At 33.5% G+C, this 14,916-nt stretch carries 11 protein-coding genes; 8 read left to right on the forward strand and 3 right to left on the reverse strand.

All coding sequences use genetic code 11. The features are described 5' to 3' along the window. Window positions 1–92: 92 nt before the first annotated feature. Window positions 93–1,268, reverse strand: coding sequence for a helix-turn-helix domain-containing protein (locus tag HHU12_RS27515; RefSeq protein ID WP_169659952.1), 1,176 nt, complete (start codon window positions 1,266–1,268; stop codon window positions 93–95). Window positions 1,269–1,520: 252 nt separating this feature from the next. On the opposite strand from HHU12_RS27515, the gene HHU12_RS27520 reads away from it, so the two are divergent. The 7 genes from HHU12_RS27520 to HHU12_RS27545 all read left to right on the forward strand — a co-directional run bounded on the left by HHU12_RS27520 (window position 1,521) and on the right by HHU12_RS27545 (window position 11,654). Beyond that, the gene (locus tag HHU12_RS27520; protein ID WP_169659953.1) at window positions 1,521–5,144 is read left to right on the forward strand and encodes a glycosyl hydrolase 115 family protein; all 3,624 of its coding nucleotides are present in this window, start codon (window positions 1,521–1,523) and stop codon (window positions 5,142–5,144) included. 212 nt (window positions 5,145–5,356) lie between these two features. After that, a complete protein-coding gene (locus tag HHU12_RS27525; RefSeq protein WP_169659954.1) occupies window positions 5,357–6,589 on the forward strand; it encodes an NADase-type glycan-binding domain-containing protein in 1,233 nt (410 codons plus the stop codon). Window positions 6,590–6,594: 5 nt separating this feature from the next. Continuing rightward, entirely contained in the window at window positions 6,595–7,410 is an 816-nt protein-coding gene (locus tag HHU12_RS27530) for a YARHG domain-containing protein (protein WP_169659955.1), read from the forward strand. Between the two features lie 6 nt (window positions 7,411–7,416). Then, window positions 7,417–7,863 (forward strand): AAA family ATPase, encoded by a 447-nt coding sequence (locus HHU12_RS27535; RefSeq protein ID WP_169659956.1) that lies wholly within the window; start codon window positions 7,417–7,419, stop codon window positions 7,861–7,863. Continuing rightward, window positions 7,853–8,323: a tRNA(His) guanylyltransferase Thg1 family protein gene (locus HHU12_RS35430; protein ID WP_240971147.1), complete on the forward strand. Its 471-nt coding sequence runs from the start codon at window positions 7,853–7,855 to the stop codon at window positions 8,321–8,323. The genes HHU12_RS27535 and HHU12_RS35430 overlap by 11 nt, the downstream gene beginning before the upstream one ends. Further along, window positions 8,324–8,614 carry a hypothetical protein gene (locus tag HHU12_RS35435; RefSeq protein ID WP_240971150.1) on the forward strand — a complete coding sequence of 97 codons (291 nt, stop codon included), beginning with the start codon at window positions 8,324–8,326 and terminating at the stop codon, window positions 8,612–8,614. 250 nt (window positions 8,615–8,864) lie between these two features. Continuing rightward, a complete protein-coding gene (locus HHU12_RS27545) occupies window positions 8,865–11,654 on the forward strand; it encodes a right-handed parallel beta-helix repeat-containing protein (RefSeq protein ID WP_169659957.1) in 2,790 nt (929 codons plus the stop codon). Window positions 11,655–11,798: 144 nt separating this feature from the next. Here the strand turns inward: HHU12_RS27545 and HHU12_RS27550 are convergent, their stop codons facing one another. Then, window positions 11,799–12,212 (reverse strand): response regulator, encoded by a 414-nt coding sequence (locus HHU12_RS27550; protein ID WP_169659958.1) that lies wholly within the window; start codon window positions 12,210–12,212, stop codon window positions 11,799–11,801. 5 nt (window positions 12,213–12,217) lie between these two features. Continuing rightward, complete coding sequence (locus HHU12_RS27555; RefSeq protein ID WP_169659959.1) at window positions 12,218–13,366, reverse strand: ATP-binding protein; 1,149 nt, start codon at window positions 13,364–13,366, stop codon at window positions 12,218–12,220. Window positions 13,367–13,697: 331 nt separating this feature from the next. Between HHU12_RS27555 and HHU12_RS27560 the strand changes: the two genes are divergently transcribed. Further along, complete coding sequence (locus HHU12_RS27560) at window positions 13,698–14,666, forward strand: hypothetical protein (RefSeq protein WP_240971152.1); 969 nt, start codon at window positions 13,698–13,700, stop codon at window positions 14,664–14,666. The last annotated feature ends 250 nt before the right edge of the window (window positions 14,667–14,916 follow it).

Here is a 14,916-nt window from a genome sequence, read left to right on the forward strand (position 1 = left end):
TTTTCATCAATGGAAAAATGAAGAGGAAGGAAGTTTGAAAGTAGAACCTAGAAAACTTACAGATATATAGATTGAAAGTTCAATCAATAATCTTATTCACCTTTCTTATCCATTAAAATAAACTCCATATCATAGGATTTTCTTTGCCATCCAGAAACTTTAAATAAGACGAAGAAGTCCTCATTTTCATGGATTTGATGCCTTGAGTAAAAAGCTTCAACAGAATCTTGGTTAGTAAAATAATGCAAGGCACTGATTACTCCGCAATCTTGATCAGACATAAAAAAGCGGATTTCATTTCCGGCAGGTAAAGTAACTTTGGCCACTGCAGTATAGTCAATTATTTTACCCTCTTTTGTGATATAATCATTGTATGAAGTAGTTTGATTTGTAGAAAGGTCGTTTCTAATCAACCTCTGACTTTCATAATCATATTGAGGGAAATTTTCTTTTAGAATATTTTTTAGAACACCCATTGATTTTGATTGCCCAAAATAAACAAGGTTTTTATTTTCAATTTGACTGACACTCCATTCCGAAACTTGAGTGATCTCAAAAGGATAATCATATGGAGCCCAAAATTGTGTAATTGTTTTACTACAGTAGGGTGCCATCCAATTGAAATAATGATGACGGCTCGCTTCAAACTTTTCAATATTTTTATGTTCTGGATGATTTACAATAAAGGCTTGAAGTTCATCTTCAGAATTTATTTCATAATCACGAATGATTCCTTTCCTACCAGTAGAAATAGGTCCTTCTATGGTGAAGTAATCCCCAAAAATAACTGTAGTCGGCAATTCATTTTTCATTAAAGTCACCCAAAAATCATTGATGCTTTTTTGAATAGATAGATAACCAATCAATACAATGATAGGGATCAAAAGTAAGCCAAACCATTTTTGATTTGATGTAGAAGTTTCTTTTTTGGGTTGCTGATATTTTTCAAATTGAACACCATATTGCCCTTTTGCAATTCGGAATACAATTTCCTCAGGTGTGGCTGTAGTGTTATAATATTCTTCTAACTTCTTACGAAGATGATAGATATAAACCCTCACTTTATTATCAGATTTAATGGGGTTATAATTAATCCCAAAAAACTCAGTGCCTATTGTAACCTCTTTTATGTCTTCTCCTTTTAAAGTGGATTCCACTAAAAACTTTAAAAGTCTGATATTGATTTTCGAACGTGAAAATGCTTTATCAGAAGCCAGTTTGTTTAATTGAGTGGTGATTTCCTCCTCTGTAAATTTCTCTTTGACCAATTTTATCTGCTTTAATTCTGCATCAAATTAAAGAACTATTCCTAAATCACCAAATTGACCATTTATGATAAGATATAATCTGTATATGTTTTAATATGTTGATAATGAGTATTTAGTGTTTATTTTTTAACGGTTAAAAAACGTAATTCTACCTTCTTTTATTTGAAGTAATTGGCTTCTCTCAATAATTTCGACATCAAGCTTTCATGATTGACGATATAATTTTTTGAGATAAAAATAGAATACACAAGTATGAAAAAGACATTAAAAGCAATCATTGGTTTTATGGTTGTCTTAACGATGGTTTGTACTGATGCTAAAGGACAAAATTCGTTTCCATTATTTAAAAATAAAGAGGTAGCAACAATTTATGTTTCAAGTTCATCTGCTCCACAAATTTTACGTGCTGTAAAGGATTTACAGAATGATATTGAAATGGTGACAGGTCAGAAACCAAAAGTTGTGCATTCTCTTAAACATGCAGGGACAAATAGTATTTTGATTGGCTCAGTAAATGATACAAACCTTCTCAAACTTCAAAAGAAAAATAAACTTGAAGAAGCTAAAGGTATTGAAGGCTTAGAACAATCATTTTTACTAAAAGCGGAGCAAAAACCTTTTGGGAAAATTGATAATGGATTGATTGTGCTAGGGAGCGATGCATTGGGGACGGTTTATGGTATTTATGAAATTTCTGAAAAAATTGGAGTTTCTCCACTTTATTGGTGGTGCGATATTGAACCAACAAGAAAGAGTGAAGTGATCATCGAAGATTGTTTACTTTTACCCAAAGCACCTTCTGTTCGATTCAGAGGGATTTTTATCAATGATGAAGAAGCATTGACGCAATGGAGTGAAAATACATCACAGGAGAAGTTAAAAGGGCATCCTAGCCCAGAGGTGTACGAAAGAGTTTTTGAACTTTTATTACGTTTAAAAGCTAATACAATTTGGCCTGCTATGATGAAAAGAAGTAGTTACTTTTTTGAAGCAAAAGATGAAAATGGAAAACCTATCAATCCAAGCAATGCAAAAAAGTACGGGATCTATGTTGGTTCTTCCCATTGTGAAAATATGGCCCGTAATAATTATGATGAGTGGCATGATTGGGCAGAAGCACACGCAAATCAATATGATGCAGTTGGTGTTCCTGTGTGGGATTATACAGTCAATCCCAAAACCATAGAGGCGTATTGGCAGGAGCGTTTAGAGGAATCAAAAGAGTACAATATGATCTATACTTTGGGGATAAGAGGGGTTCATGATTCTCCATTTTTATATGAAAACTTAAAAAATCCCACGCTAGAAAATAAAGTCAAATTATTACAGACGGTTATTGATCGTCAGCGACAAATGATCAAAGAAACATTTGGGGCAGAAGATGCAGTGCCTCAAGTTTTTGTTCCTTATGAAGAAACAGGTGAGTTATATAATGGAGAAAGTCGAGATGGGAAAGAAAAGTGTGAGGGCGTGAAAATACCTGAAGATGTGATGATGGTATGGACGGAAGATAATTTTGGTTATGCAAGACAGCTTCCAAAACCTGAGGAACAAAAAAGAGCAGGAGGGAATGGCATCTATTATCACTTGGCATATCAGGGGTATCCTACAGCATATGATTGGCTCTATACTACACCACTTCCTTTGATTCAAGAAGAATTAGAGAAGGTGTATAATGCTAATGCTCGTGAATTTTGGATTGTGAATGTTGGGGATATTAAGCCTGCTGAACTAGGTTTACAGTTTTTCATGCAATTGGCTTATGATATTAATGCTTACCCCAAAAATACTGCAAATACATTCTTACAGAAAAGTGCTCAACAGCATTTTAAAATGGATGAGATCCAAGCAGAGGAAGTAGCAGATTTAATCACAGACTTCCATAATTTATGCCGTTCTAAAAGACCAGAGGCCATGACACCATTTTGGGATTGGACTTTTCAAAACACTTGGATGTATCAGTATTACAGTCCTTTTGATTTTGGAGATGAAGCACAACGGCAGATTGCGGAAGCAGAAAAATTTGAGAACAAAGCCAAGAAGATTTATGATAGGTTAGATGAAAAAGCAAAAGCGTCTTTCTGGCATCTCGCTTATTATCCTATCCGTTCTACTCATTTAATGTTGAAGAAAATTGAGTACTATCGAAAAAATACTTTTTATGCCAAACAAGGACGTTTTGCAAGTGTAAATGCTTATAAGGAATTATCACAAAAAGCGGAAAAAGACATACAGTCAGACTTGCAATTTTATAGGCAAATGAAGAGCGGTAAATGGGATGGAATCATGGACCCTTACGCCTTGTATAATTTTAAGGAACGAATTTTTGATGTTGCCAATATTCCGAATAATCTAGTTTATGATGAACGTTTTCAGGAAGAAGTTCAAAATGGAATTGGATCTGTTTGCGAAGGGCAAATTACAGGAGATGAAGAAGTAGAATTACGTTTTTCTTCTTTTGAAAATAACACCCGTTTTATAGATATTTTTAATCGTGGACTTAAAACACAATCATGGGAATTGGAAAGTGAAGTAGAGTGGCTCAATTTTTCAAAAGTATCAGGTGTTGTTGATGTAGAGGAACGTATTTTGGTGAATATTGATTGGGAGAAATTAAAAAATGGAACTCATTTGACCGTTTTTAAAATCAAAGGAAGCGATGGTTATTTGAAATCCTATCCTGTAAAAGCAGTAAAACATTCTTTTGAATTGAAAGACAAATCTTATGTAGAAGGAAATGGTTTATTAGCCATCGAAGCAGAAAAATTCACTTCATTTTCTAAAGGATCTAATGGTGGAGAATGGGAAGAGTACGGGCAATTTGGATATAATGGATCTTCTATGTTTGTAAAGGGTGGTACAAAAATACAGAAGGATATAAAGGGAAATGGAGCAAGATTGGATTACTCCGTTTATTTCACAAGTACAGGGACTTTCTATGGACAATTGTACCGCATTCCTACTCTAAATGAAGGAAAAGGAAAGACTTGTCAAATTGCAATAGGACTTGATGATGCAGAACCACAAGTATTAAATGGTATAAGACATAAAGGTCAAAAAATTAATACCGTGATGAGTGATGGAAGCAAAGAAACGATCAATTGGCATAGAAATGTATTGCTTCAGATGGAAAAACTACCATTCAAAATCACAGTGAATAAAGTAGGATATCATACACTGTCAATTTATCAAGTGGACGAAGGTATTGGGTTAGATAGAATTGTAATATGTACTGATGCTCAAGCAGAAAAAATACAAAAAAGAACTTTATTGGGATCTCCAGAAAGTTATCATACTTTTTCAGAATATAAAGCGGTTATGCCTGCGATGTTACCAAAAATTAAAACACAAAATATAACAGTAAGAGCATATGAAAATCCAGAACCACTTTCTGAAATCAACCTAAACTTTGCAATGTATGCTATGGTTGAAACACATGGATTTACTCCCGTCAATCAAAGACATATTTATAACCCCAACATTAATCAATTTGGTTGGGATAAAAATGATGTAAAGCATGTAGGTTTCTCTCATAATGAATCATCAGAACGTGTTCCTTTTTGGCAAAGAGACGGTTTAAAAGGAAAGAAAGAAGCTCGTTTTTATATCAAATTAAAGAAGGGTGTTTATGATCTAACTTTCTATATGGGAGATGCCCGAATCAAAGAAGAAATGATTTACAACAAGGGAATAGATTACAAGATGTCTTTTAAAATCAATGATAAATTATTGATGGATAATGAAGCGGTTTATACTGGAAAACAGAAAATTGAAACAGTAGAGGTGGAAGTGAAAGAAGATGAACTCTTGACCCTTACTTTATCTGGAAAATGGATGATTAATGCCCTGAAAATAAAGCCTAAGGAAGAAAACTAGTAGTATACTATATATACATCCATCATAGACGTAATTGAAAAGGTTTATGATGGATGTATTTTTTGTTATACAATAGAGCCGAATTATAAATATACCTTAGTACTTACAATTACTTGAGTTATAATTTACTGAACGCTGTCTTTTCATTATTTTTGCACAATGGAATTTATCACCAATTCTATGATTTAATCTTAAGTAAACATCAAACAACCATGAAGCAGGTTCTTGTTACAATATTAATATTACTATCACAAAATGTTTTCTCACAAATAAAACAGATGTATCCAAATGGTTTTTCTACTTTATATCTAAGTGCTGAAGGGGAAAAAGAATTCAATAAGAATTATCAAGCGGCAGAGGTTATCTGGGAAAAGATGTCAGAAGGTACTCAGCATGAAGATTTATCAGAACAGGAAAAAGAGGTTTTATTAAAAGTAGATGAAACGAAGATAGACTATTATAGCGCTGTAGGAGAAGGCTGTAGTTGGTATTGTGGCGGAGGTCCAAAAAGTGTTACCGCTTCAAGTTTTTTGCAGTCTCAAGGAAAAAATAATTATACACCTGAAAATGCTCATGACCTCAATTTTAAAAGTGCTTGGGTTGAAGGAAAGGAGGGATATGGAATTGGTGAATACCTTTTATATACTTTCGAGGCCAATTCACCAAGAATCAATGAAATCATAGTAGCTAATGGTTATGTGAAAACACAATCAGCCTGGGAGAATAATTCTAGGGTCAAGAAATTGAAATTATACATTAATGACAAACCCTATTCTATTTTAAACTTAAGTGATAAAAGAGCAAAACAATTTTTCCGTATTGGCCCAATCGGTAAGTTTGAGGGAGAGAATGCAGAGAAAGATTGGACATTGAAGTTCGAAATCCTTGAAGTTTATGAAGGAAACAAATATGATGATGTAGCAATTTCTGAGATCTTTTTTGATGGATTAGATGTGCATTGTTTTGCAAAAGGGACAAAGGTTCAGATGTCAGATCAAACATCAAAAAATATTGAGGACATAAAAGCTGGTGATTTAGTCTCTTATTTGGATAGGAGAACACAAACTCTAAAAACTGCTACTGTTCAGAAGATGGAAAGTCTAATGCATCATCATTTGGTTACCTATCATTTTGAAAGTGGTGTGAGGATCACAGCGACACAAGACCATCCATTCCAACTATCAGAAAAAGGTTGGGCTTCTTTGAGACCGAATCAATCAAAACAATATAAAGGATTTGAAAATACACAATTGATAAAGACAGGTGATGTATTTCTTACAGGAAATGGTAATGAAAAATTAGTATCCATTGAATTTTTAGAAGGTCATCAGCAAACTTATACAATATCAAAACTAAGCGAGGGTGACAATTTTATAGCCAATGGCTTTGTAGTTGGAGTTGAAGAATTAGAGGCTTCTGAAGGAATGGTTGACAATAAAAAGTAGAAAAAATGAAAAAATATTTTCTACTCTTCTTTGTTGTTTTTAATATCTCAACGGTTCTAGGACAAGAATCAAATTTGTCTCAGAAAATAAAAGACTTGAAGGTGAATACCAAGTTGCCGAATGATATTGCCGAGAAATATTTTGAAGCAACTAAAGACTATTCAGGTGAATTTCAGCCGTGTTATCTTAAATACAAAAGGCAATGTGATAGTTTGATCTATATAATCATTGATCACCAAATATCATTGGGTTCCTACAGTAGTTTTTATATCATAAAGAATAAAATAGTAAGTGAATACAGTTTAGGTTTTTCTTTTGATTCAGATGGAGCAAATGCAAAATCAACTTCTGCGTCTTATCGTTTTATTCATGAAGAAATAATCGAAATCATAGCAACCACTGAAGTAGTGGCTGATTCATCAATGTATGATGAACATTTTAATATGAAATTTGGGTTGTCCTCCCATAATCAAAAAATGAATAGCCATGATAGTTACAGTTATTTGAAAATAAATGAGTGTAGGATAGAAGAATTAGTACCTTCAAAATCGGTCAGTGAGAAAAGGAAATTTAAGATAGCTTCTACACGACTCCTTAAAAAGGAAGACCTTCAAACATTGTCATATAAAGAACTTAAGCTGATGAGAAATGAGATTTTCGCCGGTCATGGGTACATTTTTCAATCTGCTGATCTAAAGAAATATTTTTCACAGTTTGATTGGTATAAACCTGAAAAAGCGATTGTATCTGAAGATGAATTATCTGAAATAGAACGATTGAATATTCAACTAATCAAAGAGTTTGAAATAGCAATTAAATAAAATAACATGCAAGCGATCATTTTTACAGGAATTCAAGCTTCTGGAAAATCTACTTTTTACAAGAATCATTTTTTCAACACGCATGTGAGAATAAGCATGGATCTATTGAACACTAGAAATAAAGAAAAACAGTTTTTAGAGACGTGTTTTAATACGAATGCAAAGTTTGTGGTAGATAATACAAATCCATCTAAGACAGATAGAGAAAAGTATATCAAATGGGCTAAGGAAAATAGTTACGAAGTCATTGGATATTATTTTAGTACAACAATAAAAGAAGCTTTGCAACGAAATAACCTCAGGGAAGGAAAAGAGAAAATTCCTGAAGTGGGAGTGAGAAGTTGTTATCGTAAAATGGAAATTCCTTCTTTATCCGAAGGCTTTGATAAGCTTTATTTTGTAAAGATGAAGGATGATGGTTTCACAATTGAAGATTGGAAAGATGAGGTTTAATGAATTAGACAAAAAACTGAGAATTTATGAGACTGCACATGATTTTTGTGTCCCTCCCAACACGTATATCATAGCGAGAATTGATGGCAGAGGTTTTACTAAATTGACCAAAGAAACTCATTCTTTTAAAAAGCCTTTTGATGAAAAATTTAGAGATATGATGATTGAAACCGTAAAGCATTTAATGAATTGTGGTTTTAAAGTCATTTATGGTTTTACTCAAAGCGATGAAATATCTTTATTATTCGACCTTGACATTAATGCTTTTTCAAGAAAAGTAAGAAAGTACAATTCCGTATTGGCAGGGGAAGCCAGTGCTAAATTTTCATTATTGTTGGGAGATATTGGAGCTTTTGATTGTAGAATTTCTCAAATACCAAGACCTCAGGAAGTAGAAGATTATTTCCGATGGAGGAATGAGGATGCTCATAGAAATGCTTTGAATGCTCACTGTTATTAGTTGTTGAGAGAACAGGGAAAAACAGCACTTCAAGCTTCAAAAGAGATTGAAGGGAAATCAACCGCTTTTAAAAATGAATTATTGTTTGAGAATGGTATCAACTATAATGACCTCCCAAGCTGGCAAAAAAGAGGAATAGGCTTTTATTGGGAAGAGGTAGAAAAGAAAGGATGGAATCCAATTACCAAAGAGGAAGTGATCGTGAAGAGAAAGGAAATTAAAGTAGATTTTGAATTGCCAATGGGTGAAAATTATAATCATTTTATAAAAGCAATAATGAAAGATGCATAGAGATGTCTTAATATATTTATAATAGCTGTTGTTTGATATGTAGTCGTTTTTGAAGTGGTCCAAGCTTAAAAAGCGACTACTTTTTATATGAAAAGGGGGAGATTATTTTCTCTTTTGACGGTAGTAATGTGATCGCCCCCTCTAAAGGCTTTAAATGTTCCATAACGTAAATAATAGCTAGGCTACTTTTATCATAAATCAAATGAAATGAAAGGTAGTTGTTGCCGGACTTAATTACTTATACAAAACTATGAATAAACGAATATTTACGCTCTTTTTAAGCATTCTATTGAGTGGATTTACTTTTGCCACTGAAATACATGTTTCCAAAAACGGAAAGGATACCAATACGGGAACTTCTTCAAGCCCGTTTTTAACCATCCAAAAAGCAGCCACAATTGCTACTGCAGGTGACGTGGTTGTCATACATGAGGGTGTGTATCGTGAGACGGTTACAACTTCTAAAAGTGGTAGTGCAGGTAACCCCATAACTTTCAAAGCAGCGGAAGGAGATAAGGTAATTGTTTCAGCTGTAGAAGAAATTAAGAATTGGACTCTAACAAGTGATAATATTTATAAGGCTAAAATAAAAATGCCATTGGGAATGGAGCGTAATGCTTTGTTTTATAATGAAAATATGATGGACATTGCCCGATGGCCGAACAATGTGGATAATGACCCCTACACACCTGATGCAGAATATATCACAGGAGGATCGGGCTCTCATATTGAATATTCTGGTATTCCTGCTTATGATTGGAGTCAAGGATATGTTTGGTACTTAGGTGGTCATTCAGGAGCTAGCTGGACTAGAAAAATAGAGTCTTACTCTACTTCGAGTATTGAGTTTACAGCAGTAAATATTGAAAAATGGCCCTTTGGAGTTCACAACCCAACGGTTTTGAGAAATGGGCACAGAGGTATCTTTTATTTATTTAATAGCCTTGATGCTTTAGATATCGAAAGAGAATATTATTATGATGCGGCAAATGAAGAAGTTTATTTTAAAGCACCTAATGATGAAAATCCTTCTGAAGGAAAATGTGAATACAGAGCTCGTGAATATACTTTCAAGTTGACAAAAAACTATATTGTAGTTGATGGCATTGAAACTTTTGGTGGTATTCTATTAACGACAGGTAATAATAATGTAATTCGAAACTCAACAATCCGTCATGGTATTCCGATCTTAGATGAATTGGACAATACGGATGCACAAATCGGTTCTGGAGCGATAACAGTGGAAGGACAGAATACCCTAATTGAGAAAAACTTGATAGAGTATGGTACTGCCAATGGTATCTCTATGTTGGCCTCATGGAAAGGTTCAAAAAACACAACCATCAAAAATAATATTGTCAGAAACTTTAATACTATAGGAATTCATGCTGAACCTATTCGATCAAATTGTAGTGGTACTGTGATCGAAAACAATACGGTGTCGGGTGGCGGCAGAAGTGGTATTTATGTGAGTGGATCAAATGCAGTAATCGCTTATAATAATGTTTTTGATGTAATGAAAATGAATGCTGATGGAGGTGTTTTCTATACTGTAGGTAACGCGGATTACAAAAACTCAGAAATTCATCATAACTGGTTTCATAATTCAGTTGCAGCCCCGCATGCAGGTTACAAAGTGGCAGGAATCTATTTAGACAATCATAGTAAAGGGTATAAAGTATACAATAATGTCGTTTATAACGTATCGTGGGCTGGTATTCAGATCAACTGGGATAACTGGGATTTAGATATTTATAATAACTCCATCTATAAAGCATCTGATGGAATGGGCCGTTGGGAAAATGGTTATACCCTCGATGATGTGGTGATTACGAATAACTATTCAGATAAAGCACCGTGGATAGGAACTGATGTGCAAGCTGAAAACATTATAGACGAGAATGATCCTTTTGTAGATGCTACAAATCTCAATTTTGAACCGAAAGAAGGTTCAGTATTGATTGATGCTGGAAAAGAGATTCCGGGTTATACCGATGGGTTCGTTGGTGATGCTCCTGATATTGGTGCTTATGAAAGAGGAGGAGATATGTGGGTGGCTGGAGCAGATTGGATTCCTATGGTAGATCTTCCCAAAAAAAATTCAATAAAGATTATTAGTGCTCCAAAATCTGTAGACGTTGGAAATTCTTTTAAAGTAAAAGTAGAGTATGAATCAACAGCAGCTCATGAAATAGTAGCTTCAGTTTTAACTTCTTCAGGTACAAAAGTAACTGAAGTAAAGAAGAACGTTGCGGCAGGTAAAGGTGTAATGACATTGGACATTGATCAAGATACAGATTGGGAAGCGGGTGAAGGTTATAGAGTAGAGGTCGTGATTAGACAAGTTAATGATGAAAATTACTTTGAGATGGATGCTTTTTCTTTTTCGGTTTCTGCTGATGAAATAGAATTAGTTTTTTTCCAGAATCAAGGAAGCTTTCGTTATATCAGTACTAAAAATCCTGCTGTATTGAATTGTGAGGCGGAAACTGTAAGTGATACAGAGTTATTCCAAATCATAGATAACGGAGATGGAACGGTTTCTCTTAAAGGGTCCAATAACCTTTATGTGAGTTCAGAAAATGGACTGAAAGAATTGACATGCCAAAGTAATACTATTGGTAATATGGAAAAGTTTATTATGGAAGACTTTGGCGATGATATTTATGCCTTTAAAGGAAATAATAACCTTTATGTTCGTAACAATATGCTTTGTACAAGTGATGAAGCTACTGATTGGCAGAAGTTTAAATTGAATGGTAAAGATGAAATTATATCTTCCAATGAAGTCTTTGAAGCAATGGATGTAACGATTTATCCCAATCCATCAGAAGGTGTTTTTAAGATCAAGTGGGGGCAAGTTGTACAAGAACCAAAAGCTATCATTTATAATTTGATAGGGCAGGTGGTTTTTGAAAAAACGTTTTCGTCAACTGAATCAATTTCAACTATCAATCTTAAAGGAGAAGCAAAGGGCGTTTATCTAATTCAGTTAATAACAGATGCAAAAATAACTGCTAAGAGAATTGTTTTAGAATAAAAAGAACATACTGATTGTTTATGATGGTTTCTTTATTGCAGTAAAAATGGATTCTCTTTTGATGTGTCATAAAAGGAGATGAAGTTTTATCAATTTAGAGAACCATCATAAATAATCATATCAATTTTTTTTCAGAAATGGATTTTAAGCATCAAATTGAAACCCAAAATGACTTTTTAAAATCTGTCTGATTTTAGTAGCATCTAAAATCTTATTGACGAGATCGGTCACGCATAGATAAGACTCCGCTTTTACTCTGTCCATAGGATTAATAGAAGTAGTCAGTACTACAATTTTTGTCTGATCAAACTTTTTATCAAAACCACTAGAAAGGTATTTATCAAGGAAATCCCATCCGTTTGTTCTCGGCATATTGAGATCTAGTAAAATCAAATTAGGCACATTGATACTCTCAAGGGGCTTTGCCAAATAATCAAGAGCAGTTTCAGCATCCTCATAAAACAAAGGATGCTTGACGATATTCATACCACTAATGATCGTTTCATTAAAATAGTTTGTTGCTTCGTCATCGTCAATACACATGATGCAATCTAACATTTTACTCATATCAACTTCTTACTAATTGTAAAACAAAACTTACTTCCGTAGGGTGAATTTTTCTCCACCCATATTTGACCATCATGCAGGTCAATTACTTTTTTACAAATCGAAAGCCCAATTCCAGAACCTTCAAATTGTTTTTGCTTATGTAGCCTTTGAAAAACATGGAAAACTCTCTCAAAATATTCTTCATCAATACCGATTCCATTGTCGATCACTTCCAGTTTCCATCTTTCTTTTTCTTCCTGACAAGTAATTTCAACTTTTACCAGTCGATCAGGACTTCTGTATTTTATAGCGTTACCAATAAGATTTTGAAACAACATTCTCAATTCAGATTCATAGATCTTTAAAGAAGGTAAATCAGGAACAATAACTTCAGCTTCTTCCTTCATAATTGTGCCAGCTAAATCTTCAAGAACATGATCAACAACTTCATGTAAATCTGAATGCTTTAACTCTAATTGTTTTCCAATAACATTATAATCCAGCATTCCTTTAAGAAGAACTTGCATTCTATTCGTTGCCGAAGTAATAAACTCCAGGTGTTTCAAAGCTTTCCCATCATGATGAGATTCTTTTAATTCATTTTTCAAAAGCATCGAAAAACTCTGAATAGTATTTAGAGGTTCACTTAAATCATGTGAAGTAACATAACCCATTTGCTCTAATTCATAATTTTTCTGAGCAATTTTCTCCATGGAAACTTCCAGCTTTTTAGCATAATTCCTGCTGTCAGTAATGTCATGAACACTACCTATTAGCATTTTACAGTTTTCGTTATGATCAAACACAGGAGCAATGCGTACTTCACCAATTTTGGTTCCTGTTGGATAAGGCGTTATTTCCTCCCAGCTTACACTTGATTTGGTAGAAATAGCTGTTTCATAGTGTCCTAATACTTCAGTGAGTGAAGGCTCAGGAATCACATCTTTCACATTTTTTCCAATGACTTGTTCGCGTTGTAGTCCGGTTGCATTCAAAAAGCTTTGATTTACTGAGCTGAAAATATATTCACCTGATGCTGTTACATTCAAAGCAAAAATTACATCTCCAACAGTGTCATAAATAAGTGATAGGATTTGGTCTTTTTCTTTTAAGATTTGTGTGTAGGATTCTTTGCCGAATCTATCTGGTGTTGTCGTGGACATATTTTAGAGTTAAGTGATAGTTAATTATTATGGGTGTTTAATAGTATAAGTGTCAATATTTTAAAAGAAAGAGTAAGTTGAATTGTACTCATATCTCACACATCTATAATTTAATAAAATGAAATGTAAAATTGAAGTATTTTAACTTGCTAATGCATTATATGTCAGTTTATAAGCGAAATGGTATGGAATTTTCAGAGATATTCATATTAAGATGTTTTATATTTAACTAACTGAGACTGTTATTAATTCAAGTAGTGAATTATTAAATAAAACAATCAATTGTAAAACTTAAAGCAGAATTTATAGATCAATGTGGTTTCAAAAATTAATGGGATTTGAAGAGGTTTCTCCAAAGAATGTGAGAGAAAAAATTAAAGTCGAAGGAAATAAAATTATTTCGAAGGTAAACGGTAAAGTGTATCAGTTTGGAGAATTGGAAATTCCTGCACTTTACGAATTAAGACAAAAATCTTTAATGGATATTTATCGTGGAAATGTCATTGTAAAAGAAGTAGTAGGAGATGTCCAAGACTTGCATGTAGATCCTGATAATGAAAATGCATTATTTCAAGTTGCTTCTCAGTTTAATCTACTTGAAATGTTGAGCCCCGAAAGAACTCCTGAATTAGGTGTTGGGATTTATGAAAGAGATTATACACAAGGACCTGCTTGTGCTATTGCTTGTGGCGCTGGAACCATATATAGAAATTATTTTGTGCCTTTAAATCAACAAATAGGCCAATCTTTTTCTAATCAAATTGATTGTTTGGATCTAATTGGTGAGGAGTTGAAAAATGATAAATATAATTTATGGAGGATGATCAATGGTTATGCATTGATGGGTTCAAAAAGTCTCCAAATAGTGAATGACCATATTAATCAACTTGATGATACTGAGAGAGAAGCTTTAAAATCTAAACTAAAAATAGGAATTCAATGGAAATCAGAAGTAACAATAGGCAATTCATCACAGCTGGTTTCACAAGTTTTTTGTTCTGCCTTACCTGTTGCTTATTCTCATTTAGATCCTGCACTTTGGGAAAGTTTTGCAAGGTTAATTCTTGAAGCTACATATGAGGCTACATTACATACTGCTTTAATCAATCTTGATCGAAATTATAGTAATAAGGTTTTTCTAACTCTAGTCGGAGGAGGAGCATTTGGAAATGATATAGATTGGATAATGGATGCAATTTTCAAGGCAATCTCAAAATTCAAGAAAACTGCTTTGGAGATTAGTATTGTAAGTCATAGTAGCTCAAATATTCATGTGGATGAGTTAGTGGAAATGTTTTAAAAACTGTTTTTATATAAAAAAATCCCAAGCTTAAATTTACGGTAGCACACTAGTTAAGTGTTGTTAGTCATCAAAAAATAAAATCCTGAGTAAGTAATTTGTATTACAATGCAAATAAACACTCAGGATTTTTGTTGTGTAAACGAACACTGCCATGCTCGAGGACACTACAATAAAGTTAATATAATTGGTCATAATTTTAAACAAGGCCGATTAAAATGTAAGGAATGTGGTAAAACTTTTTCGATAA

The organism is Flammeovirga aprica JL-4 (genome assembly GCF_012844305.1).
GTDB lineage: Bacteria > Bacteroidota > Bacteroidia > Cytophagales > Flammeovirgaceae > Flammeovirga > Flammeovirga aprica.